The following is a 22,455-nucleotide window of genomic DNA, read 5'->3' on the forward strand; positions in this document are numbered from 1 at the left end:
TAACTTATTTAATGGCCTGGTACATACGCTGAGGCAGTGGGGAAGGACGCTTGAAGTAGCGCAAACAAAAAAGCCACCGACCGCAGTCAGTGACTTTCAGCAAACTTATTCATTTATTTAGCGTCGTTATCGTCAGTCGATTTGGTCTCATCACTTGTGACAGACTTGATTGGCCGATCAGCGCGCTTTTGCCGTTTCTTCCGCCGTGGCATGTGGAAATCATGGGGCTTTTGGGCCGGCAGGATGACCGCTAACTTACCAAAGGCCGCAGCCATGATTGGTAAGGTCAGGTTGAAGATGATTGCCGTGAGAATGGTAATCAGGGTAACCGCCGTCAACGTCTGTGATTCGGCGACCAACAGGCCTAAGACCCCGGCGATGATGATGAACAGGGAATGGCGCATGGTTTGGCCGACCTCGTGAATCCCTGGCAATAACCAGTCGAGGAGTGGGGCGTCGTTTAACCGGTAGCTCAAGGCTAACTGGGTCAATTCAACGACGGCTAAGACGGTGACCGGAACGAAGGCTAACAGTGGCACTTGCCAGTTGAAGTCGCCGTTACCCGTCAACCACTTCATCAACAGATGGGTCAGTTGGTAACTGGCCGCAGTGGATGCCAGGAAGGTCAAGAACCAGTAGCTGGCTTGCAGCAGGGACCGACTGAAGATGATCAACAGGATCAAGGTGATGCCGAAGACCAAGGCCAAGACCCGTGGTAAGTCGTGTTGGAACTGGTTTTGAATCGTGGCGGTCGTGGCTGGTTGGCCGGCAAAGGTCAGTGGTGAGCCTTCCAGCACCGTGCCACGTAATTGGGCGTTGGCCACTTGTTTCAGTTGGGTCAGCGTCTTGGCGGTATCCTTGGCATTTGGTGCGTGCTTTAAGGTGATCGTCAAGTAAGTGGATTGGACCTTTTCGTCCGTGAAGTTGACCAAGGATTGTTGGAAATCACCGCTGGCAATTTGCGTCGGTGACAGGTACAACGACTTGGCAGCTTCAGAACTCTGTAAACCACTCAGGTACAGGTACATCTTGTTCAATGACTTTTGCATGCTGGTAACTTGCTTACGGGAATCCTTCAGGCTACTGTTGACAGCCTTGATGGTGTTGGCGTAATTGCTCAAGTTACTTTGGGCGGCCGTGGCATCCGTGTTGGACGTGGTGATGTCACTGGTCAAGGTGCTCAGAGTCGACAGTGCCGCGTTCAACTGAGAGTTGACCGACAGCAGTTGACTGATGTAGCGCTTGATTTGCTTAGACGAAGAACTGGTCGTTGCCGTGGATGACTTGGCCTGGGCCGCTTGTAACGCCCCTTGTAAGGAGCTACTGTCGGTGACCAAACTATTGGTTTGGGAGGCCAGCTTTTGCAGGCGCTTGACTTCGCTTTGCAACGTCTTTTGCCGGAGGTTGTTGCTATCCGACTTCAGGTCGTTACGCACGGTGCCCAATTGCCCCACGATACCGGTCAGTTCATTGTTCAGGTTGCCTAACTGAGTTGAGGCGTAGTACTGCGTGATCGGTTGACCACCCGGTTGGGTAACGGACGTGACGCTGGCAACGCCGGGTTGGGCCTGCAGCTTCTTGGTCAGATTATCCAACTGGAACAATTGATTTTGATTATCGAGACGCTTGTTCGCTTGCAGGTAAAGGGTGACCGGTGTGGCCTTCCCTTGACCAAAGTGAGCACTTAAGACGCGAGCACCCTGCACGGCTTGGTTATTTGGAATATCCGTTGCGTTATCATAGCTGAGTTGGTTGCGGTAGCCATAGGCAAATGGGCCGATCAGGTAAATGACGACCAGGATGGCAATCCAGGGTTGCCACAGACCGAAGCGCGCCAGACTGTGCCAAAGCTTGTGGTCCTTTAATTTTGGCCGTGTCTTCTTTGGCCAGAAGAGGCTACCACCCAACATCCCGGCAAAGACCGGAATCAGGGTAACACTGGCGATCCCTGTGATGGCAAAGCCGATGCCCAGCAGGCCGTAAGCCCGAATGGACGAGAAGTCAAATAACATCAGACTCCCGAAGGCTAGCGTTAAGCTCAGGGTGCTGATCAAGATGCGGTAGCCCAGGTTTTGAATCACCTTGGACGTGGCTTCTTGACTTTCCATGCCGTCGTCGATGTGGTTACGCAAGTCGCGGAAGAACCAGAAGCTGGTCAACAGCGTAAACAGGGTAATCCCCAGCAACAGGAAGATCGGCGTGTACTCGGAGTACGCGAAGTTCCAGTGGTAGGCCAGGTTAGTCGCCAAACTAAGCGTAGAAATATAGCTAATTAAAATGGCAAGGAACGTAATGATTGGGGCGATGATTGATGCGAATAAAATCCCCATGGCAACTAAGGCGATCAGTAAGGTCATCAAGATGACGATCAACGTGAAGGACGCGATGTGTTCGTTAGCCGCGTCGCTCACGATTTCTGGGCTAGTGACGTACGTCTTTAAGCCAATTGTCGCAATCTGGCTGGTCAATTGACCGGAAATCTGCCGGACGGTTCCCTGGTTGTGACTGACCGCTAATTGGACGATCTCAGTCGATTTATCCTTGGAGAACAGTTGCGGTTTACTGGTTGGCGTATTGGTCATTGTGGTGATCTTTTGGATCCCATAATAACTCGAGCGTTTCTGCAGATTGGAGACGGTCTTGTTGATCGCAGCCAATTGCTTGTTCGTTAATGCGCCATCTGGGTTGTTGAAAACCGCGTTGACGGTGTAGGTGCCATTCAAGTTACGTCCCCAAGTATTTTGAATCTGAGTCGCCTTGACGGGCTGACTCGTATTCGCCAATTGTGGTTGACCATCATACTGAATGATGGTATTGACATTCGGCAAAGTAACAATCGCCGCAAATACCACGATCAACCAGAATACGAGTGCGAAGATTCGGTTGTGGTGAAGCTTTCTAATCCGTTCTTGCATAAGTAATCTGAGTCCCCTCTATGTATCCAAATTCCTGCCGTGCGAGCAGGGTACAATCCATACTCAATTCTACCATAATGACCGGCGTTCGGGCTGTTTTAAGCCGGATTTAACAAACTTTAAGAAACTCTTTAGTTGCTTTCAAAACCGAAACTGTTAAAGTGATAACTACTTGTATTAGCCAAAAAGGGAGGGGAGTTCAATGTCCAAGCATCACCAAGCCTATCAGAGCCCATTTGCCAAAATGTTAACTGACCAACGTTACCCGTTTGCCAGCCAATTGGCCACCCAGGCGGGCCTAGATCCCAGTCAGGTCATGTTTGCCTACCTGAAAATCAGTGCCAGCGTGCCCAACACCTTGGGGGAGACGGCTCGGCTGAAGGAAATCGACCGGCGTTTCCAAGCCTTTTTGACCGACGCACAGGCTTAGGCCGCACCGTCGTCTGCTCTGGCGGACGAGTTGTCAGCAACCTGGGTTGAACTGGTCGCCTGACCGTTCACTAGATAGGCGTTGGAACGCGGTGTTCTGACACCTAAAATTGGTGAAACCAGGCCTGTGTCGAGTCTGGGATAAAACCTCCCAGGTTCCTTCGTTTTACCTTCACATAGCTGAAATGCTCGCCGGCTAATCGCCTTTTGTCCCACTCTTGCCTCCGGTCAAATGAAACGATCAGTTGGTTAAGTCAGCCGCCTGATCGTTTTTATTTTTCGCTGCCGAACCCCAGATAATTCGGGGTGTTATGATCCTGGGTGGCGGCGAGCGTTAGAAAAATAATTGAAGCGGTTTCACTGGTGTGGTTTAATAAGAGTGTTCCAATTGAATTCACAAATCAGAAGGAGTGTTTGCATATGACTAGAGTTGCGATTGTTACCGGTGGTGGCCAAGGAATTGGTGCCGGAATCGTGAAACAACTGGCATCCGACGGCTTACAAGTGGCTGTGGCTGACCTGAACCAAGAACATGCTGAAGCGGTTGCCGCTGAAGTGGGGAACGGTGCCAAGGGTTACTTCGTCGACGTCTCCAAGAAGCAAGCTATGTTTGACTTAGTGAAGAACGTGGTTGCGGACATGGGGCATTTGGACGTGATGGTCAACAACGCCGGGATCGCCAAGATTGACCCCGTCATCGAAACCTCCGAAGAAGACCTGGACCAAATCTTAGACGTTAACATCAAGGGCGCCTTCTTTGGTATCCAAGCCGCTGCGGAACAGTTCAAGGCCCAAGGCACCGGTGGGAAGATCATCAGTGCTTCTTCCATTGCCGGCCATGAAGGGTTTGAAATGTTGGGGGCTTACTCCGCGACGAAATTTGCTGTTCGGGGCCTGACCCAAGCCGCTGCCAAGGAATTGGCCAAGGACAAGATCACGGTCAACGCTTACTGCCCAGGCATCGTGTTGACGCCAATGTGGGATGAAATCGATAAGCGCATGGCGAAGATCTACAACGTTCCTGAAGGGGAAACCTTACAGAAGAACATTGACAGCATTGCCTTAGGTCGGGGTGAACAACCTGCTGACGTGGCCAACTTGGTCTCCTTCTTAGCTGACAAGAAGTCCGATTACATTACCGGGCAAGCCATTATTGTTGATGGTGGGATTAATTTCGCTTAAAATAGAATAACTGCATAAAGTTGTCGGTCATCGCTTCTTGCGGTGGCCGACTTTTTGCTCACTTTTAAAGGAGGCTGAGACCCGTGTGTACCAGTATTTTACAAATTGCCAAGGATGGCAGTCACATCTTGGCGCGAACCATGGATTGGCACGCGCTGTACGTGCAGCCGTTGTTTGTGCCCCGTAACTTTCAATGGCAGGGCCTATATGACAACGCCGTGCACACTAACCGCTACGCCATGATTGGCGGTGGTGGGGCGCACGATCATGAGATTGACGTTTCCGACGGTGTGAATGAAATGGGATTGAGCGTGCAAAAGCTGACGTTTGCCAATGGCTCTAATCTGGTAGATACGCCGACGCCCGGGCAAGTCCACTTGGCACCGTATGAATTTTCATTTTATCTATTGGGTCACTACGCGTCGGTTGCGGACATTGAGGCCCACATCGACGAGATCCAACTGATGACCAACCGCTTTGCCGTCAATAACATTGGCGATTCTGAGCTGCACTTCGCCGTGGTTGACCGGACGGGGCGGACCGTGGTCATTGAACCCACGCATTTTCCCATGCGCGTACGTGAGAATCCGCTGGGCGTGGTCACCAACAGTAAGGACTTCGAGCTACAGCTGAAACGGCTGGGCCAGTACGTGAACTACACCGACGATTTTCAAGCCGGTACGGTGCCGTTGAACGCACCGCGCGTCACGACCGGCCGCTTCTCTGGCAAACCGGTCCCCAGTGGCTCCTTCACGCCGGGCGGGCGCTTCGTCCGGGCGGCATATTACAAGGAACGCGCGGACCTGCCCGCCGACGAGGACGAGGCCATCATCAGTGCCTGGCACTTGTTGGACAGCGTCACGGTTCCGCGCAGCTCCCAGTATCGGCCGACGTATTCCGTCTACCGCGCCGCCACGGTATGCGAGTCGTTAACGTATTATTTCCAGCCCTACAATCGCTTGGACACGGTCCAGTTGCGCTTGACGCCGGAAATGTTAAACTGGACGAAGCCCAAATTCTACAACGTTCCCAATCAGTTGAGCGTGACGGCATTGAATTAAGCGTCTGAAGGTTGAAAGTGAAATTAACGTGCTGATTAATGACAGTGTTCTGACACCTGGAGTTGGGGAAATCAGGCGCCTGCGTCAGCCAGGGTTCCGCCTGCTCTGGGGAACACCTCCCCAGTGTTCCAACCCATATTTGGCGAACGGTAGGCGGCCAGACTCCAATGTGAAGCGGGCAACAACCCGCTAAATCAAGAACCACAAGATGTTCGTCGCAATCAGGCCGACCAAGACGCTGCGGTGCAGGCGGGGGTGTAACATAATGATGGCTAGAAACTCGCGGGCCCAAGCGGTCGGCAGGTAGCCTAGCCGCGTCGGCGCGGGGTAGCCCCCGAAGCGAATCCCCAGTTGGCTGGCCAGGTGTTCGGCACGAAAAAGGTGGTAGTTGTTGGTCACGATGACGACCCGGCCGCCCTGGTGCGGCAATTGGCCCCACAGCCGCTGACTGTAAAGTAAGTTACTGAACGTATTGGTCGCTTGGGTTTCCTGCACGATTTGGTCTTGAGGCCAGTCGTGAGCGATTAAATAATCCGCCATGGCTGCGGCTTCCGTGGTCGTTTCGTCTGGTCCCTGGCCCCCCGTAACGAGGAGGGTGACGGGGCCTTTTTGGCGTCGTGCCAAGGCTAATGCGGTGTCCAGCCGACTGCCCAAGACGCGGCCGATTTGGTCACCGTGCAACAGGCCGGCGCCCAAGATGACGATGGTGTCGGCCTTGCGGGCGCGCCAGAGATTGGCCCGCAAGAACCCGACCAGACTGGCGGCGAACAAGATGCCAATGTAGACGCTAAAGACGGGGATGAAGGTGACCCAGGGCCACAGCGTCCCGGAGAAACTGCCGTGGCTGATGTTGTAAAGCCAGCCAATCCCTAAGATCAGCCAGAGCCAAATGCCGGCCAACACGCCGTAGGTCAGGTGCTCATTTTTCCGGACGACCAGCCGGGGCACGTTGAGAATCAACAGCAAAATGAAGAGTCCCAGCGCCGCGACTAGACCAATCATGACCCAACCGACATGGGCCACGACTTGCCAGCCGGCGTGATGGGAAAAACCGGCTAGCAAGATGATGATTCCGCCGCTGATGCAGGTCACCACGGCTGAGCTCAAACCGTGAGGCTGCCAGAAGGTCAGTAAAGCGGCTAAACAAATTAGAAATAGGCTGGCACTGAACAACATGGCCATTGACTCCTTTCGTAAAGGTTAAGTTTTTTTGAGGCTTCCTCATTGCGGGTAGCACTCGGGGGAAAACTCGGTATAATTGACTCCATTATAACGGAAACGGAGGGATTCGGGTGCCTAAACGACGGCGTAACAAACGAAAAACTGGGACTAACCCCGCAACGGCGACCTGGATCTTTGTCGTGGTCCTCTTGGTCTTGGGCGGCGGCCTGTTAATGCGGGGCCAAATCAAAACGGTCATCCGCGCGACGCACGTGGACCAGACCAGCACAGGGACGGTCATGGGACAAACGACCGCAGCCCAGCGGAAATTTATCAAGAAAATGGCGGCGCCGGCCGTACGCGTTTACCAACAAAACGGTCAGGTGCTGCCCAGCATCGTGATTGCCCAGGCCATTTTGGAATCCAGCTGGGGAACCTCGGCACTGTTCCAGCAGGCCAACAACCCGTTTGGGGTCAAGGGCAGTTACCAGGGACAGTCCAAGTCGTTTCCGACCAGTGAATACGTGAACGGCAAGAAGATTCAGATTCACGCCAACTTCCGCGATTACCCGAGCCTGACGGCGGCCATCTTGGATCACGATGCGCTGTTGAAGGCCAATTACTTTAAGCAGACGGTTACGGATTATCAAACGGCGGCCAAGCTGTTGCAGGAAAACGGCTACGCGACCGATCCCGATTACGCCAAAAAACTCGACAACGTCATTGCCACTTACAATTTGAACCAGTATGACACATAACACAAACCAGTGCCTGCGGCTGCCAGGGATTCTGCCTGCTATGGGGAACGCCTGCAGCCAAGGGGCGGGCTTCCGGCTCGCTTCGAAGCCTTGCCTAGCCCGCAAGTCTCCGAAGTCGTCCCACGCTGTAGGCAGAGAAAAGACCTCTGCCTACAGCGTCGACACAGCTGGCGCCATCCCTGGCCTCCTCCGGCAGATTGTGGTTTGAGACTACTCGATTGTGATAAGGGCCAGACGATGTTCCAATAGGAAAGTCGATGGATATTATGAGTCCAGCCGCTGAAATAGCGTGTGACAACAGGCGGAACCAGTTGCCTGTTGGCGCACGTTTCGGCCATGAGGTCACTTTGAGACGCGACTTTCGGCTCAAAGCAATTCGGCGAGACCGCCCCCCAGCGTTCCACCCCATATTTGGCGAACGGTAGGCGGTCGGTTTGGAACGTGAGGCCATGACCATCAGCCATTAGTTTAAGCCAAAGTTAACCTAAAATCCCCGCCACCAACGTTCATGGACTGGATGTTGATGGCGGGGATTGTCGTTAAGGCTTAGTTTTCATTGTAGTAACGGGCCAGGTCATAGAGCGTCTTGCCCAGCTTGTCGATCGACTTCGTTGGCTTCTGATTGGCGAATAAGATAACGCCTTTCTTGTTGCCTTCGGAGCCGTAGTACAGCGTTTCGTAACCGGAGCCACTCAAAGCCCCACGAACGCGCTTGATGCCGCCGCTGTAGTGGTACAAGCCACCGGCGTAGTTGAGCTTGTAGTTATCGGCCAAGTCATAGTACTGATTCTTGGTCAAAATCTTGCCGTTGCGCAAGCCCTTTTGAATCTTGTAGTAGTCTTCCGGCGTGGAATAGTAATTGCCGGCTCCCAGCAGAGATGACATCAGCTTTTGAGAAACGTTGTTGGTCACGCTGTTGCCATTGCTGTAGGTGTAGCCACTGGCCACCACGCTGTCACTGGGCAGGTCGTCCCAGGCGTAAGTGTGCTGGAGATTCAACGGCTTGATGATGCGGTTTTGGACCAACGTGTCGTAGGATTGACCGGTCACCTTGGAAGCAATCGCCGCCAGCAAGGTGTAGTTGGCGTTGGTGTAGTTAAACGACTGCGACCCGGTGCTCTTCAGCTGATCGAGCGTGTAGTTCAGCTCGGAGGCCTGGCTAGTCAACAAGGTATCCGGCGTGGTTTCGTTCATGTCGATACCGGACCGGTGGTTGAGCAACTGCCGCAAGGTGATGTTGCCGCTGCCGGCCACGCTTGGGTAGTATTTGCTTAATTTATCCGTTAAGGACAGCTTGCCACTGGCTGCCAATTGTTCGATAATGGCCCCGGTCAGGACCTTTTGTAACGACGCAATTGGGAAGAGGGTGTTGGCAGTGTTGGCCAACTTGCTTGAGACGTCGGCATCCCCCACGCTGACGCGACTCGCCCCGGTGGCGTAGTGGTTAAATAACATGGCGCGCCCTTGGAAATGGGCGTTGTTCAGTAAAGCCGCGGCATTTTGCGAACGACTGTACTTTTGCAGGGCCTTTTGGTTGACCCAGCCAATCGTTTTGCCGTACCACGCGAACTTGACGTAGGTCGTGCCGTTAGACAGCTTAGCGACCTTGGTGACCTTGACGAAGCGGTGTTGCCAGTTTTTTCCGCTGGCATCGCGGGTCTTGGCCGACCGTTGCGTGTAGTAGGGCGCATAGTAATAAATCCCGTCATTACGGCTACTCTGACTCACAAAACGAGCATTGTAGCTGGTTGACTTTTGGCTTGTGATCTTGAGGTAACTGCTGGCGTGTGCCAAAGTGGCAGGCACGACCAGTACCAGACCCAGAGCCGTTCCCAGAACTAACAAAATTTTCTTCACAATCATCATCCATTTCCCCTTATAGTGTTTTCCATAGTACCGCGGTTTGGTTGCGAAAGGGTAACAGGACTGTCACTTTTCGGTAACATTTTGAACAATTTATTTTATAATCGAATTCGGTGAACTAACTAAGTTGACAAAAAAATTTAGGCTTAACTCACTTAATGGGTCGCAAGTTTATAGGGAGTGTGGTAAAATTACCTCCAATATAAAATTAGTTATGAGGAGCTGACCCCAGCATTGTTACATTTTCTTGGCCAACTTTATGGGCCATTCTTTGATTTACACAATTGGGAAACGGTGATTTCATCCGGCAACGATTGGTTGATTATCTTTTCATTAGTTTTGATTGAGTGTTTACTCTCCGTGGATAATGCGGTCGTTTTGGCGGCGCAGACCCAGTCTCTGCCTACGCGTAAGGAACAGGAAAAATCCCTGTTTTACGGCATCTGGGGGGCGTATTTGTTCCGGTTCATCATCATTGGCTTGGGGACTTACCTCATTAATTTCTGGGAGATCAAGGTCGTCGGGGCGTTGTACCTGGTTTTTCTGGTCTTTCAGTACTTCACCAAGACGCGGGTCAAGCACACCCGCAAGCTGGTCAAGGATAAGAAGAAACGCTGGCTGCCACTGTTCTGGTCGGTCGTCTTGCAGATTGAAATGATGGACATCATCTTCTCTGTGGACTCCGTGCTGGCCTCACTGGCCATTTCCAGCAACCCAGTCATCGTCTTGATTGGGGGCTTGATTGGGATTCTGGCCATGCGGGGTGTCGCCGAGGTTATCATGAACTTGATGCGGCGGATTCCGGAACTGGAACCGATGGCCTACATCCTGATTGGGATTATCGCCGTTAAATTGTTCATCTCGATTCCCGCAATCGACATCGAGATTCCAGCAACGCTGTTTGGCTTTGTGGTCCTGGGCGCCATCGTCATCACGCTGATCATTCACGTGATTCGCAAGCGGCGTCATGCACGGGCGACGGCGGCTAAGACCGTCAAGCATCCTTCAAAATCTGAATTGTAATTCTGGCAAAGGTGACCTGACGAGGGTCATCTTTTTTGCTTGGATAGGGCTAATGGTCAAACCTACCAGTTGGCAGTGAGCGTGCCGACTGGGTCTAGCAGTGGTCCGTGGTATGATAAAAAGAGTGATAAACAAGGAGGAAACTGTTATGCAAATTGGGTTTATCGGTACCGGCGTCATGGGTACTGGCATTGTCTTGAATCTCTTGAAGGCGGGACATGCCGTCGTGGTCTACAATCGGACCAAGGCGCACGCGCAAACGGTGTTGGACGCGGGCGCGACCTGGGCGGCATCACCCGCTGACGTGGCCAAGCAGGCGAAATTGGTCATGACCATGGTCGGCTATCCCAGCGATGTCGAGGCCGTCTACACCGGCGACCACGGTATTTTCACGACTATTCAACCAGACAGTGTCGTGGTCGATATGACGACCAGTACGCCGGCGTTGGCGGTCAAATTAACCAGCATTGCCCACGACCATCACGCGTTGGCTTTGGACGCCCCGGTTTCCGGCGGGGATGTTGGCGCCAAGAACGCCACGTTGACGGTCATGGTCGGTGGTGATCGGGCCGCCTACGACCAGGTCTTGCCGGTCTTTGAACAAATTGGCCAGCGGGTCAACTACTTTGGAGATGCCGGTAAGGGGCAGCACACCAAGATGGCCAATCAGATTATGATTGCCGGGACCATGACTGGTTTGACGGAAATGTTGGTCTACGCCAAGGCGGCCGGTTTGGATCTGCCTCAGGTGCTGGCCACGCTCAGCAGTGGCGGTGCCGACAACTGGAGCATGGACAATTACGTGCCCCGTATTTTAAAAGGCGATTACACCCCCGGCTTCTTCGCCAAGCATTTCCTAAAGGACCTGCGTATCGCCTTACAAGAGGCCGACCGCATGCATCTGGACTTGCCAGCGACCAAGCAGGCCAAGTTGTTGTACGAGGCCATGGTCGATGACGACGGCCTGGGCAACGACGGGACGCAGGGGTTGATCAAGACCTATAAACAGAAGTAGTGCAGGAGAGTGGGCCAACAGGCGGAACCAGTTGTCTATTGGCCCACGTTTCGGCTATTTAAAATAGACGGCTAAAACAGGTCTAGGATGTGTTGTCCTGGCCTGTTTTATTGTGCTGTTGAGGGCGCCATGGTATAGTTAGCCCTGCAAAATTAGGAACTGAGATATGTTCCCCCTATTAATCCGATTTCTGATAGTGAGCTTGCCAGCACAAGCGAGACGCCGACCACCACTATGGACTTCACGTCTTCAACACTGAGGCGGCCAGCTTTGCTTCAGTGCAGGCGATGGACCCGTACTTTGCAGGCTGCTTAGAAATTGCGGACTTAGACGACTTCTTTGATTTTTACCGGCGAGTCCATACGCCGCAGTCGCAAAACCTTGCAGTAAGAAAATAAAACACGCCACAAACCGACAGCATCGACAACTGTCAGTCTGTGGCGTGTTTTCAGTTAAATTTTTTTCGCAGCGTCACGACCGGCGCGCCGTCCTCATCAAAGGGCGCGCCAATAGCGTGATAGCCGCAACGTTCGTAAAAGGCTTGAGCTGTGAGTTCGCCGTCGATCAGACCAGCGGTAAAGCCGTGGACGCGGGCCCAGTCTTCTCCAGCGGCCAGGACTTGGCGACCGATCCCCTGACCACGGTAGGCTTGACTGGTACAGACGCGGCCAAAGCGCATTTCCGTGGGTGACTGGGGTTCTAAGCGTAGCGTGCCCACCGGCAAATCTGGTCGGTCATAGGCGACTACGTACAAGCGGTCCGGTGTATCGCGGTCATCGAATTCGACGTCGCGGGGAATCCCCCGTTCTGTCACGAAGGTGGCTTGGCGTAGGGATAGGGCGGCCGCGCGGTTAAACGGGGCGTTTGAGATTACGATTTCCATGGGGCACCGCCTATTCGATCTCAGCGAAGAAGCTGTAGAGCTGTTCGCTGGTCAGCGCCTGTTTCTCGGCACCGGCCACGTCGTAGGTCACCTGGCCGTGGTGCAGGACGATCAGCCGGTTGCCGTAGGTCAAAGCGTCTTCCATGTGATGGGTGATCATCAGGCAGGTCAGCTGATCTTGCGCGACCCGTTCGTTGGTCAAATGCATCAGGTCCTGGCCGGTCCGCGGATCGAGCGCCGCCGTGTGTTCATCCAATAGTAAGATCTCGGGCCGTTTCAACGTGGCCATCAAGAAGCTCAAGGCCTGGCGTTGCCCCCCGGATAGGTTACCGGTGGCGGTCGTCAGCCGTTGGTCGAGGCCGTTGTGCATGGTTGCGGTCAGTTCTTGATAGTGGGCCAGGTGATGCTTCAACCCCCGGGGCATCAACCCGCGCCGTTGTCCGCGGCGTTCGGCCAGCAATAAGTTTTCGGCGACGGTCATCCGCGGTGCCGTGCCTAACTTGGGATCCTGGAATACGCGGGCTAAGAAGCGGGTCCGCTTTTCCACCGATTCGTGGGCGATGTCGTGGCCGTTTAACAGAATCTGGCCGCTGTCAATGCTGAGGTCGCCGCCAATCGCGTTGAATAGCGTGGACTTCCCGGCCCCGTTGGATCCCAGCACCGTGATGAAATCGCCGGCGTTGATGGTCAAGTTGAGCTTATTTAAGATCGTAATTTCTTCGGGCGTGTTGCGGTTGACCTTTAACACGACGTCCTTTAATTCGAGTAGTGGTTTAGTCATTGGTATCCAACCCCCGTTTCAAAATGTGCTTGAAGTTCAAAACGCGCTTGAAGACCGGCAACATCATGCATAGCGCCAGGATGATGGCGGAAATCAAGTTGAGGTCGTTGGCACTGAAGCCCAGCTTGAGGACCAGCAACAGCACGAAGCGGTACAAAATACTGCCCAGCGTGACGGCGACCAGTCGTTGGTTCAGGGTCAGATCGCCAAAGGCCACCTCACCGATGATGATGGAGGCCAGCGCAATCACGATGATGCCGATCCCCATGTTGACGTCGGCATAGCCGTTGTTTTGGGCAACCAGTGCGCCGCCAAAGGCAATCAGACCGTTAGAGACCATCAGTCCCATGATCTTCATGTTGTCGGTGTTGATGCCCAGCGAACGGGCCATGGTCTGGTTGTCCCCGGTGGCGATGAAGCCTTGACCGAGTTCCGTTTGTAAGAAGTAGATGACGATGCTGGTGATGACGACCATGACCACGATGCCCAACACGACGCTGTCAAAGTATTGTGGCAGGCCGGCGAGCAGGTGGTTCTTGAACAGCGTGGCTTTTCCCAGCAAAGACACGTTGGCCCGGCCCATGATCCGCAGGTTGACCGAGTAACAGGCGGTCATGACCAGGATACCGGCCAACAGGATGGGGATGTGGCCCTTGGTGTAGAGCAGACCGGTGATCAGGCCGGCTAGCGCCCCGATGACGAAGGCGAGCAGGGTGGCCAGCAGGGGGTTCATCCCCTGACTAATGGCAGCGACGGCGGTGGCGGCACCGAGTGGAAAGGTCCCTTCCACCGTCATGTCGGCAAAATCTAGAATTCTAAAGGTCAAGAACAGCCCGACCCCTAAGACGGCCCAGAGCAGGCCCTGACCGATGGCGGATACAGCTAAACTCATTTGAAGACCTCCCCGTTGGTTTTGGCTTCTTTGACAACGTCGGCGGGAAGCGTGATGCCCAACTTCTTGGCTTGTGTCAAGTTGATGGTCATTTCCCCGCGCTTTTCAAAGTGAATTGGTGTGGTGGCAGGATTCTTGCCCTTTAAAATGGCGGCGGTCATCTTACCAGTTTCCACGCCCAGCTGGTACTGATTGATACTCAGTGTGGCCAGGCCGCCCGCTTTGACCATGGTATCGACGGCCGGGAAGACCGGAATCTTCTTGGCGTTGGCCGTCGAGACCAGCGTTTGCATGGCACTGGCGACGGTGTTGTCGGTCGGCACGTAGATGGCGTCGACCTGACTGACCATTTGCTCGGCGACCTGGTTCAAGTCGTTGGTGCTGGCAATCGTGTAGGCCTTGAGGCGGACGTGTTCTTGCTTGCACAGCGCCGCAAACTGGTGATACTGCGCGGTAGCGGAATCATCAGATGAGGTGTAAATGATGCCCAGCGTCTTCATATTGGGCATGATCCGTTGAATCAATTTGAGCTGCGACTTCAGCGGCGCTTGGTCGGACACCCCGGTCACGTTATTGCCAGGACGGGTGTTGCTCTTGACCAGGTCAGCGCCCTTCGGATCAGTGATAGCGCCCAACACCACAGGGATGTTCGAGCTGGCATTGGCCAACGCCTGGGCAGCTGGAGTGGCAATCCCAATCATGGCGTTGGCGTGTTCGTTGACGAAACGCGCGCTCATGGTCTTGAGATTACTCTGGTCGTTTTGAGCATTTTGAAAATCGATCTTGACGTTCTTGCCGACGTGATAGCCTTCCTCAGCCAACCCGTGGATGATGCCCTTGTGAATGGCGTCTAGGGCGGGGTGGGAGAGCAGTTGTAAAATGCCGACGGTCGGGACCGCCTTTTGGTGCGCGGATTCGGGTCGACTCTCCTGAACGAAGGCAAACCCGAGGAATAAGAGCAGAATCGCAATGAGTCCGTACATGCGTTTCATGATGATAACCTCACTTTTACTGGATTGAATGAACGGTCGGTGATACAAAAAAGCACCCAGACCGGCTGGGTGCCCAAATAAAAAGGCCCGCAAAACCGGAATGACAACATCCGTGCGGGCTTTTGCATCAGAAAAGTTAGCCGGCGCAGATGCGAGAATCGCTCTGGGAGCTCAAGTCGCATCAACACTGATGAGACTTGATTTACCGGCTTTGCCAACGTCCATTAAGTTCAATGCTAGACAGTTGCATAACTTTTCCTTCTTTCCGTAATTGAATAAATTTAGTTTACGGCATCCTTTTCAGACCGTCAACCTTAATTTGTGGTTTCGGTCAAATTTGGTGGGATTTTCGGTGTGAGGGTTGGCTAGTTGCTGGGTTGGCGAGGGGTAAGACTCATGGTGATGCGTAGGCCCAATCCAGCGGCATAGCGGTCAAGGGTTCTTAAGGTTGGCATAGAATCTAAGTTTTCCAGTTTTGCTAATTGCGGTTGCTTCATGCCGATTCGCTTTGCAAATTCCTTTTGCGAAATTCCCCGCCTGATACGTTCAACTTGCAGGGCACTGAGGGTGTCAATGATTGACATTTCTTGTGGGGCTATATTTTCAATCGTTGGTTTAAAGTTTTCCCAAGTCCATTCTGACATTTGCTGCTACCCCTTTCGTTGTAACCAGTCTGTCAAATTATTAAGTGCTTTTGTAATTTGTCGCTGATCTGTCTTGTTTGTACGCTTTGTGTAATGGTGTAAAAGTAAGATTTCGTTGTCCCAGACAACGGCATAGAATATTCTCTCAGGTTGTGGTCGAAGTTCATAGAGTGGGTATGCGTAACCTTTAAGCAATTTAGACTGCGGCATACCAAGATTAGGGCCTAAATCTGTAAGCATATCTAACTGATGGGTAATTTTTTTCATTAAAGCGATCTCATTTTTTTGATGGCTTTTACTCAAATTTGTCAAAAAAGTTGCGATATCATTATTACCCTTAGCATTGCTGTAAAAGAGAATCTGATACGTCACAAGGGTAAACCTCCACTTCAATACTCGTCGACATAATATAACATGATTGCTAATGGATAGTCAATTGATAGCTGTTAGGGTTAGATAGCAATTTTTTTAATTTAGTATGTCACTGGTTGGCGCTTGCATTAATATCGGTTCCAACACGATTTTTGCGTTAGCGGCCGCGGATTTTGGTATACTAGACGGTAACCAATTGCGCTTGATCACGATGTTGATTTGTTGGCATGGTTGGTCGCGCGAGGCTACACCAGCCTTGAAAGCAGAGACAAGGAGGGCTACTCCATGAAAATTGCAGTTTTAACAGATACGTCTTCGGGCATCGACTTTGATGAGGCACAGCGGCGGCACGTGACGTTGCTAGCGGCGCCCATCATGTTTGGCAACCGTCAATATCACGAGTACCAGGACCTGAGCACGGCCGATTACTACCGGTTGATGCGGCTGTCGAAATCCAAGAAAATGGTGCCGACTGCCCCGCAGATTTCGATGAAGACGGTTCAAGCGGCTTGTGATCACTTGGCCCAAACCGGCGTGACCGACGTCATCGTGATCGGGCCGTCGCTGGGCATCTCCGGGTTTGTGAACACGTTAGCGGCTTACGCGGAAAATATCACCAGCGTCCACGTCTGGCCGTGGGATTCGCGCGGCATCTTGACGACGATGGGCGAGCAGGTGCGGCTAGCCGCGGCTCTGGTCGAACGGGGGGCCACGGTGGACCAAATCTTTGAACGGTTGACGCAGCTGCGGGCCACGGCGCACAGTGGGTTCGTGGTGGACTCCATCAAGCCGCTGCTGCGGACTGGGGAAGTCAATCCCAGCCACAGTCCCGGCAGTACGCCACTATTGGCTGGGAAACCCATCTTGATCTTCGACCCGTCCGGTAAGATGCGCGTCGCCGGCAGTGCCTTGCGGGTGAAGGGGGCCATGGCCGACTTCTCCGATGCCTTGGCCACAGATTTGGCGGGCGCCGCGCCGGTGCGGGCCACGATTTTAAATGCCGACCAACCCGAGGCCACCCAACGGTCCGTCGACCGGGCGCAGAAGCGGTTTCCGACGGTCAAATTTGACGTCGCGTTGATCGGGCCCAGCTTCGGCGTCCACGTGGGGGATGGCGCCATGGGCCTGGCCTGGTGCCAGGACTACCGCAGCCTCCTCGAACCAGCCACCGACTTTAGCGACCAGTAACAGTTTTCGTGGCGGCATGGGGACGTGCTGGCCGCCTTACCGTTCGCCAAAGATGGGCTGGAACGCGGTGGGCGGACCGGACCGAGCCAAAGTGCGGTCTCGGCCTCGCTTTGAGCCGAAGGTCGCGTCTCAAAGACGCCAGTTCCCTAAGCGGCATGAATCGCGCCGCTAAAGGAACTCCCACGGCTGAACCCATCTGCCGGAGTTCTTGGCTGCCGCAGGCACGGTTTTGTACTATATAACGCACTTGAAAAATGAGAATTAAATTAAAATTCAGGGTTGACAGTCTTATTTTTTCATGGTTAACTGAAAGATGTAAATTGATAAATGAAAGGGAGCTTGCCATCATGCAACTTCATTACCGAACTCATTTAAATAGCCAATTTGCCTTTAGCTTTTTCTTTAGATAGCGTTTGTATTCACCTCGTTGGATACGAACGCGCCGCACAACTGCGTTTGTATCTATCGAATAGCTAAAGTTTTTCAGCATGAACTTAGCGCCAGATAGATACGGGTAATCTATCTGGAGAAATATATCGGGCCCGATAACACCAGGTAGATTCTACTCAGAATCTGTCTGGTGTTTTTTGTTTTCCTGGCATTGACCAGGGCGGCTTGGACGCAAGCCACTTGCGAAAAATTTGGTGAGATTTACCCATTTTAAATTTCAGCAGCATTCACAGGAGGAAATCACAATGAAAAAATTATTAGCAAGTAGTCTCGCGTTACTCGGTCTCGGGCTGGTTCTGGCCGGCTGTTCGACCAAAACATCCAGTGCCAAATCAGACAGTCTTAACGTCGGCATCTTACAGGTCGTGCAACATGGCTCTTTAGATGAGGCGCGCCAAGGCTTTAAGGCCGGGTTAAAGGCCGAACTCAAGGCCCACGGCAAGTCGACCAAGGTGACGTATCACTATTTAAACGCCCAGGGCGACCAGGCCAATTTGAATACCATGAGCCAGCAATTGGTTCAACAAAAGAATGATTTACTGCTAGGCATTGCCACACCGGCGGCCCAGGCACTCGCCAAGAAGACCACCACGACGCCCACTTTGGTCACGGCGGTCACGGATCTCAAAGCGGCCGGGTTGGTCAAGGCCAACGCCAAGCCGCAGACCAACGTTAGTGGGACCAGTGATTTAACGCCGGTGGGCCTGCAGCTGAAACTGTTGAAGAGCCTGACGACCGGCAATAAACCGCTGGGCATTATGTACAACTCCTCCGAAGAAAATTCCGTGCTTCAGGTCAAGCTGGCCAAGGCCTACGCCAAGAAGCACCACTTGAACCTAAAGGTCGTGAGCGCCACCAGCACCAACGATGTCGCCAGCGTCTTAGCCGGCTTGACGGGCAAGGTTTCTGGCCTGTACTTACCGACCGACAACCTGATGGCCAGCGCCATGAAGACCATCGGCGCCAAGGCCAAGGCAGCTAAGTTGCCCGTTGTGACCGGATCGATTGAAATGGCCGAGGACGGCGGTACCGCCACTTACGGCATCAACTACTATGACTTGGGCAAGCAGACCGGGAAGATGGCGTACAACGTCTTAGAAAATAAGCAAAAGCCGCAAACCATGGCGGTCCAAACGTCGAAGAAACTTCACCTCTACATCAACCAAGCCAACACCAAGGCCATTGGGTTGAAGCCAAGTCAGATCACCAAGCCGTAAGAAAGGGGTAATCCGTTATGTTAATCACCAGCATCGGTCAGGGCTTACTGTGGGCGCCGCTCGTCATTGGCGTGTTCCTGACGTTTCGTATCTTAGATATCCCCGATTTGACCACCGAAGGGAGCTTTCCGTTGGGCGCCGCGGTCACCGTGAGTGCCATGTTGAGCGGACAATCGGCCGTGGTCGCTAGTTTACTGGGCTTTCTTGCCGGTTGTGTTGCGGGCTGGGTCACCGGGATGCTCGACACCAAGCTGCACATGCCGTCACTGCTGGCCGGCATCCTGACCATGACCGGCCTGTACTCCATCAACATGCACGTGATGGGCAAATCCAACGTGCCGCTGTTGACGCAGAAGGTCTTGACCAACTACTTGCCAGCCACCTGGTCCAGTGATCTGCAGACCATCGTGGTGGGGTTAGTCGTGACCGGCGTCGTGATAGCGCTCTTGATCTGGCTGTTCAAGACGCGACTAGGGTTGTCACTGATGGCGACCGGGGATAACCCGGCCATGAGTGCCGCCAACGGCATTTACACGGACCGAATGGTGATCTTGGGCTACATGGTCTCCAACGGCTGCATCGCCTTGTCCGGGGCCTTGATCGCCCAAAGCAACGGCTATGCCGACATTGGCATGGGCATCGGCACCATCGTGATTGGGCTGGCCTCCGTCTTGGTCGGCGAGATCTTCTTGCACGGTCGGCAGATGTGGGTGCGCTTGAGCGGCATGGTCGTGGGCGCCATCATTTACCGCTTCTTATTGACCGTCGCCATGGGCTTAGGTTTCCCGGTCGACGATTTGAAAATTTTATCCGCCATCATCTTGGTCGTGGTCATTTGCTTGCCGATTTTGCGGACCAAGGTCAAGACCCGTCAACAGCTGAAACGTTACCTCAAACAGATTGGAGCCGATGAACATGAATCAACAACCAGCAGTCTTAAGCGTCAAGCATCTCCAGAAGGTCTTCTTTCCCGGGACGGTAAATGAGCGCCACGTCTTGAAGGATGTCAGTCTGACGATTGAACCGGGCGATTTCGTTGCGGTCATCGGCAATAACGGGGCCGGCAAATCGACGCTGCTTAACACGATTGCCGGCACGCTGCCAGCCGATGCGGGCCAATTGACCTTGGCTGGCCACGACGTTACCCGAAAATCGGTGGCCTACCGTGCTAAATGGCTGTCACGCGTCTTCCAGGACCCCAAGTTGGGCACGGCGGGGGAACTGAGCGTGGCCCAGAACCTGACGTTGGCTCAGCGCCACACCGGCAGTATGAGCCTGCGCCGCTACCGCCAGGCCAGTCAGGACGCCACGTATCGGGAATTGCTTAAAAGTCTGAACATGGGGCTAGAGGACCGATTAACGACGCAGGTCAAGTACCTGTCGGGCGGCCAACGCCAGGCGCTGTCACTGTTGATGGCCACGTTGAGCCATCCGGACTTGTTGTTACTGGATGAGCACACGGCGGCCCTGGACCCCCAGACCAGCCGTCAGGTCATGGCGCTGACGCAGACGATCGTGGAGACGCATCAGCTGACCACGATGATGATCACCCACAAGATGAGCGATGCTTTGGCCTATGGCAACCGGCTGGTCATGGTCCAAGACGGCCAGATCAAGCTCGACGTCCGCGGGGCGGCCAAGGCCAATCTACAACAGGATAAGTTGATGGCGTTGTTTGCGGAATGATGGTCTGACGGGGGAGAAATTGTAATGACATCGCGAATTGTCATTCAGAGTGCAGCAAAATTTGCTGGAACTACTGGTTCATGTACTTCGTGACGTTAAAGATAGTCGTTCACAAGCTCAAAATGCGAACTGGCCGCCTACCGTTCGCCAAATAGGGGTTGGAACGCGAGCCAAAGAGCGGTCTCGACACCTCGCTTTGAGCCGAAAGTCGCGTCTCAAAGTGGCCTCATGGCCGAAACGTGCGCCAACAGGCAACTGGTTCTGCTTAACACTGCTAGGCAAATAATCCAAGACCGGGATTATCCGCCTAGCACCGTTAATGCTCGCCAGTTAACCGCCTGTCGTCACACTCTTGTTAAGCGGCTGAACCCATATTTGGCGAACTCACGGCTACGGTAGTGCTTGTCAATGACGTTTGCCTTAACCCCAGGTGGTAACTACATTGGCGATTAGTCTATCATTAACGCAATGTTGCTGATAGACGATACCTTGCCGGAGGCAGCCAGGGATGGCCCCATCTGGGTCGGCGGTGTTGGCTGAGGTTTTGTCTCAGCCTACAGCGCGGGACGACTTGAGAGACTGACGGGCTTTGTCAGGCTTTCAAGCGAACCGGAAGACCGCCCCTCAGGCTGGAGGCGTTCCCCAGAGCAGGCGGAACCCTGGCTGACGCAGGCGCCTGGTTTCACCAAATTCAGCTGTCGGAACACCGTCTTCACCGCAATTAGCGCGTTCATTTCACTTGCAATCTTTAGTTAAAAAACAGCCAGTACGTCATCTCTGAAGTGAGACGAGTACCGGCTGTTTTCGGTTTTAAATATATGCCAGCAACGACAACGCATTGTTCAAGAAATGCAGCGTCACGTTGTAGCGCAGGTCGCGGAACTTCAGGTAGGTGAAGCCCAGCACCCAGCCCAGCGCCGCATACATGAACAGCGTGGGCGTGAAGCTCATCACGTGCATCATGCCGAAGATCATCCCCGACATGAAGACGCCCAGGAAGTTCATGACCCGCGAGTCTTGCCGGAAGAAGTAATTCAAGAAGATGCCGCGGAAAATCATTTCCTCCACGAACGGCGCCAGTAAGATAGCGTAGGCCAGGTTCCAAAATGGCAGTTGCAGGATCTGGGAGTTGAGTTCTGTCTGGTTGGCGGGGCTACTCAAGATGTGGAAATTGATCAGGAGGTTCCAGCCGAATTGAATCGCCAGCATCAGGACAAACAGGCCCGCTAGTTGCCAACTGCGTTTGGTCGTGAAACGGGACTTACCGATGTGGCGGGGGTTACTTCGCTTGATCTGTTGCCAGTAGCGCCAGGTCAAGAAGGCCAGCAGCAAGGCCGAGTAGATCAGCATGACCCCAATCAGGCGCGTGGCCACTTGGGGATGGTGGGACTGACTGGTCGCCATGGACAGCAGGAGGGTGTCGCCCAAGTAGATGGCCAAAAAGCCCACCCACTTGAGACACCGCACCAGCCAGTCGCCACCGGCCGCCAACCATTGGGTCAATTTAGTCATGAACGGGTCCGCCTCCTACTGGTCGTATTTGCCGATTTCAATCAGATTTTCGTCGGGGTCGCGGACGTAGACTGACGTCATGGGGCCCAGAGCACCTTGCTTGGTCACGGGGCCGTCGACGATTTCCACCGCATAGTTGGTGAGGTGGGATAAAATATTGGCGAGTGGGTCGGTCGCAATGATGGCGAAGTCGGCGCCACCGACCGTGGGGTGCTTAGCGACGGGTAAATGGAGCTGGTCGCTTTGTTGGAAATTAATTTTTTGTTTGCCCAGCTTCACGCCGCGGCGACCATCGTCAAATTCGATGATGGGCAGGTCAAAGACCTCGTGGTACCAGCGCACGGCATGCTCCACGTCACTAACAGTTAAGGTGAGGTGGTCAATGTTACGAATATTCATGAAGTGTCAGTCCTTTAGGCATAAATTTTAAT

Annotated in this window: 21 protein-coding genes; 10 read left to right on the forward strand and 11 right to left on the reverse strand. The window is 53.6% G+C overall.

Annotated features, from left to right (window positions below; translation table 11 throughout):
- Positions 1-113: 113 nt before the first annotated feature.
- Positions 114-2,915, reverse strand: a complete 2,802-nt coding sequence (locus LKH74_RS07435) for an MMPL family transporter (RefSeq protein ID WP_135366791.1) — start codon at positions 2,913-2,915, stop codon at positions 114-116.
- A 202-nt stretch (positions 2,916-3,117) separates the two neighbouring features.
- Between LKH74_RS07435 and LKH74_RS07440 the strand changes: the two genes are divergently transcribed.
- From LKH74_RS07440 to LKH74_RS07450, 3 genes are all read left to right on the forward strand, one after another.
- Positions 3,118-3,345 (forward strand): hypothetical protein, encoded by a 228-nt coding sequence (locus LKH74_RS07440; protein ID WP_135366790.1) that lies wholly within the window; start codon positions 3,118-3,120, stop codon positions 3,343-3,345.
- Positions 3,346-3,764: 419 nt separating this feature from the next.
- On the forward strand, positions 3,765-4,526 hold the full coding sequence (locus LKH74_RS07445; RefSeq protein ID WP_135366789.1) for an acetoin reductase: 762 nt from the start codon (positions 3,765-3,767) through the stop codon (positions 4,524-4,526).
- Between the two features lie 83 nt (positions 4,527-4,609).
- Positions 4,610-5,587 carry a linear amide C-N hydrolase gene (locus LKH74_RS07450; RefSeq protein ID WP_287708122.1) on the forward strand — a complete coding sequence of 326 codons (978 nt, stop codon included), beginning with the start codon at positions 4,610-4,612 and terminating at the stop codon, positions 5,585-5,587.
- A 189-nt stretch (positions 5,588-5,776) separates the two neighbouring features.
- Here the strand turns inward: LKH74_RS07450 and LKH74_RS07455 are convergent, their stop codons facing one another.
- Positions 5,777-6,763: a YdcF family protein gene (locus LKH74_RS07455; protein WP_287708123.1), complete on the reverse strand. Its 987-nt coding sequence runs from the start codon at positions 6,761-6,763 to the stop codon at positions 5,777-5,779.
- Positions 6,764-6,879: 116 nt separating this feature from the next.
- On the opposite strand from LKH74_RS07455, the gene LKH74_RS07460 reads away from it, so the two are divergent.
- Positions 6,880-7,506, forward strand: coding sequence for a glycoside hydrolase family 73 protein (locus LKH74_RS07460; protein ID WP_135366786.1), 627 nt, complete (start codon positions 6,880-6,882; stop codon positions 7,504-7,506).
- Positions 7,507-8,052: 546 nt separating this feature from the next.
- On the opposite strand, the gene LKH74_RS07465 is transcribed toward LKH74_RS07460, so the two are convergent.
- Entirely contained in the window at positions 8,053-9,369 is a 1,317-nt protein-coding gene (locus tag LKH74_RS07465; RefSeq protein ID WP_287708125.1) for a class A beta-lactamase-related serine hydrolase, read from the reverse strand.
- Between the two features lie 234 nt (positions 9,370-9,603).
- On the opposite strand from LKH74_RS07465, the gene LKH74_RS07470 reads away from it, so the two are divergent.
- Positions 9,604-10,392 carry a TerC family protein gene (locus LKH74_RS07470; RefSeq protein WP_287708126.1) on the forward strand — a complete coding sequence of 263 codons (789 nt, stop codon included), beginning with the start codon at positions 9,604-9,606 and terminating at the stop codon, positions 10,390-10,392.
- A 148-nt stretch (positions 10,393-10,540) separates the two neighbouring features.
- Positions 10,541-11,407, forward strand: a complete 867-nt coding sequence (locus tag LKH74_RS07475; RefSeq protein ID WP_287708127.1) for an NAD(P)-dependent oxidoreductase — start codon at positions 10,541-10,543, stop codon at positions 11,405-11,407.
- Between the two features lie 448 nt (positions 11,408-11,855).
- Here LKH74_RS07475 and LKH74_RS07480 read toward each other — a convergent pair whose 3' ends face one another.
- From LKH74_RS07480 to LKH74_RS07505, 6 genes are all read right to left on the reverse strand, one after another.
- Positions 11,856-12,290: a GNAT family N-acetyltransferase gene (locus LKH74_RS07480; RefSeq protein WP_135366782.1), complete on the reverse strand. Its 435-nt coding sequence runs from the start codon at positions 12,288-12,290 to the stop codon at positions 11,856-11,858.
- 10 nt (positions 12,291-12,300) lie between these two features.
- On the reverse strand, positions 12,301-13,071 hold the full coding sequence (locus LKH74_RS07485) for an ABC transporter ATP-binding protein (protein ID WP_135366781.1): 771 nt from the start codon (positions 13,069-13,071) through the stop codon (positions 12,301-12,303).
- Positions 13,064-13,963 (reverse strand): ABC transporter permease, encoded by a 900-nt coding sequence (locus LKH74_RS07490; protein ID WP_135366780.1) that lies wholly within the window; start codon positions 13,961-13,963, stop codon positions 13,064-13,066. The genes LKH74_RS07485 and LKH74_RS07490 overlap by 8 nt, the downstream gene beginning before the upstream one ends.
- A complete protein-coding gene (gene trpX, locus LKH74_RS07495; protein ID WP_135366779.1) occupies positions 13,960-14,955 on the reverse strand; it encodes a tryptophan ABC transporter substrate-binding protein in 996 nt (331 codons plus the stop codon). The genes LKH74_RS07490 and trpX overlap by 4 nt, the downstream gene beginning before the upstream one ends.
- A 365-nt stretch (positions 14,956-15,320) precedes the next feature.
- Complete coding sequence (locus tag LKH74_RS07500) at positions 15,321-15,599, reverse strand: helix-turn-helix domain-containing protein (RefSeq protein ID WP_287708128.1); 279 nt, start codon at positions 15,597-15,599, stop codon at positions 15,321-15,323.
- 6 nt (positions 15,600-15,605) lie between these two features.
- Entirely contained in the window at positions 15,606-15,971 is a 366-nt protein-coding gene (locus LKH74_RS07505; RefSeq protein ID WP_287708129.1) for a type II toxin-antitoxin system RelE/ParE family toxin, read from the reverse strand.
- Positions 15,972-16,256: 285 nt separating this feature from the next.
- Here LKH74_RS07505 and LKH74_RS07510 point away from each other — a divergent pair, with 285 nt between their 5' ends.
- The 4 genes from LKH74_RS07510 to LKH74_RS07525 all read left to right on the forward strand — a co-directional run bounded on the left by LKH74_RS07510 (position 16,257) and on the right by LKH74_RS07525 (position 20,512).
- The gene (locus tag LKH74_RS07510; protein WP_135366778.1) at positions 16,257-17,159 is read left to right on the forward strand and encodes a DegV family protein; all 903 of its coding nucleotides are present in this window, start codon (positions 16,257-16,259) and stop codon (positions 17,157-17,159) included.
- Positions 17,160-17,854: 695 nt separating this feature from the next.
- On the forward strand, positions 17,855-18,826 hold the full coding sequence (locus LKH74_RS07515; RefSeq protein ID WP_287708130.1) for an ABC transporter substrate-binding protein: 972 nt from the start codon (positions 17,855-17,857) through the stop codon (positions 18,824-18,826).
- A 17-nt stretch (positions 18,827-18,843) separates the two neighbouring features.
- A complete protein-coding gene (locus tag LKH74_RS07520) occupies positions 18,844-19,812 on the forward strand; it encodes an ABC transporter permease (protein WP_287708131.1) in 969 nt (322 codons plus the stop codon).
- On the forward strand, positions 19,742-20,512 hold the full coding sequence (locus tag LKH74_RS07525; RefSeq protein ID WP_287708132.1) for an ABC transporter ATP-binding protein: 771 nt from the start codon (positions 19,742-19,744) through the stop codon (positions 20,510-20,512). The genes LKH74_RS07520 and LKH74_RS07525 overlap by 71 nt, the downstream gene beginning before the upstream one ends.
- Before the next feature lie 810 nt (positions 20,513-21,322).
- On the opposite strand, the gene LKH74_RS07530 is transcribed toward LKH74_RS07525, so the two are convergent.
- Both LKH74_RS07530 and LKH74_RS07535 read right to left on the reverse strand, forming a co-directional pair.
- Entirely contained in the window at positions 21,323-22,024 is a 702-nt protein-coding gene (locus LKH74_RS07530; protein ID WP_287708133.1) for a CPBP family intramembrane glutamic endopeptidase, read from the reverse strand.
- Between the two features lie 15 nt (positions 22,025-22,039).
- Positions 22,040-22,423 carry a VOC family protein gene (locus tag LKH74_RS07535; RefSeq protein ID WP_287708134.1) on the reverse strand — a complete coding sequence of 128 codons (384 nt, stop codon included), beginning with the start codon at positions 22,421-22,423 and terminating at the stop codon, positions 22,040-22,042.
- Between the last annotated feature and the right edge of the window lie 32 nt (positions 22,424-22,455).

Source organism: Levilactobacillus sp. (assembly GCF_022646225.1).
Classification (GTDB): domain Bacteria; phylum Bacillota; class Bacilli; order Lactobacillales; family Lactobacillaceae; genus Levilactobacillus; species Levilactobacillus suantsaiihabitans.

Bases quoted from the DNA above. Each gene is read 5' to 3' on its own strand.
- LKH74_RS07455 (WP_287708123.1), bottom strand. From the start codon at position 6,763: ATGTTGTTCAGTGCCAGCCTATTTCTAATTTGTTTAGCCGCTTTACTG.
- LKH74_RS07485 (WP_135366781.1), bottom strand. From the start codon at position 13,071: ATGACTAAACCACTACTCGAATTAAAGGACGTCGTGTTAAAGGTCAAC.
- LKH74_RS07440 (WP_135366790.1), top strand. From the start codon at position 3,118: ATGTCCAAGCATCACCAAGCCTATCAGAGCCCATTTGCCAAAATGTTA.
- LKH74_RS07445 (WP_135366789.1), top strand. From the start codon at position 3,765: ATGACTAGAGTTGCGATTGTTACCGGTGGTGGCCAAGGAATTGGTGCC.
- LKH74_RS07480 (WP_135366782.1), bottom strand. From the start codon at position 12,290: ATGGAAATCGTAATCTCAAACGCCCCGTTTAACCGCGCGGCCGCCCTA.
- LKH74_RS07465 (WP_287708125.1), bottom strand. From the start codon at position 9,369: ATGATTGTGAAGAAAATTTTGTTAGTTCTGGGAACGGCTCTGGGTCTG.
- LKH74_RS07490 (WP_135366780.1), bottom strand. From the start codon at position 13,963: ATGAGTTTAGCTGTATCCGCCATCGGTCAGGGCCTGCTCTGGGCCGTC.
- LKH74_RS07530 (WP_287708133.1), bottom strand. From the start codon at position 22,024: ATGACTAAATTGACCCAATGGTTGGCGGCCGGTGGCGACTGGCTGGTG.
- LKH74_RS07475 (WP_287708127.1), top strand. From the start codon at position 10,541: ATGCAAATTGGGTTTATCGGTACCGGCGTCATGGGTACTGGCATTGTC.
- LKH74_RS07520 (WP_287708131.1), top strand. From the start codon at position 18,844: ATGTTAATCACCAGCATCGGTCAGGGCTTACTGTGGGCGCCGCTCGTC.
- LKH74_RS07525 (WP_287708132.1), top strand. From the start codon at position 19,742: ATGAATCAACAACCAGCAGTCTTAAGCGTCAAGCATCTCCAGAAGGTC.
- LKH74_RS07435 (WP_135366791.1), bottom strand. From the start codon at position 2,915: ATGCAAGAACGGATTAGAAAGCTTCACCACAACCGAATCTTCGCACTC.
- LKH74_RS07535 (WP_287708134.1), bottom strand. From the start codon at position 22,423: ATGAATATTCGTAACATTGACCACCTCACCTTAACTGTTAGTGACGTG.
- trpX (WP_135366779.1), bottom strand. From the start codon at position 14,955: ATGAAACGCATGTACGGACTCATTGCGATTCTGCTCTTATTCCTCGGG.
- LKH74_RS07510 (WP_135366778.1), top strand. From the start codon at position 16,257: ATGAAAATTGCAGTTTTAACAGATACGTCTTCGGGCATCGACTTTGAT.
- LKH74_RS07500 (WP_287708128.1), bottom strand. From the start codon at position 15,599: ATGTCAGAATGGACTTGGGAAAACTTTAAACCAACGATTGAAAATATA.
- LKH74_RS07515 (WP_287708130.1), top strand. From the start codon at position 17,855: ATGAAAAAATTATTAGCAAGTAGTCTCGCGTTACTCGGTCTCGGGCTG.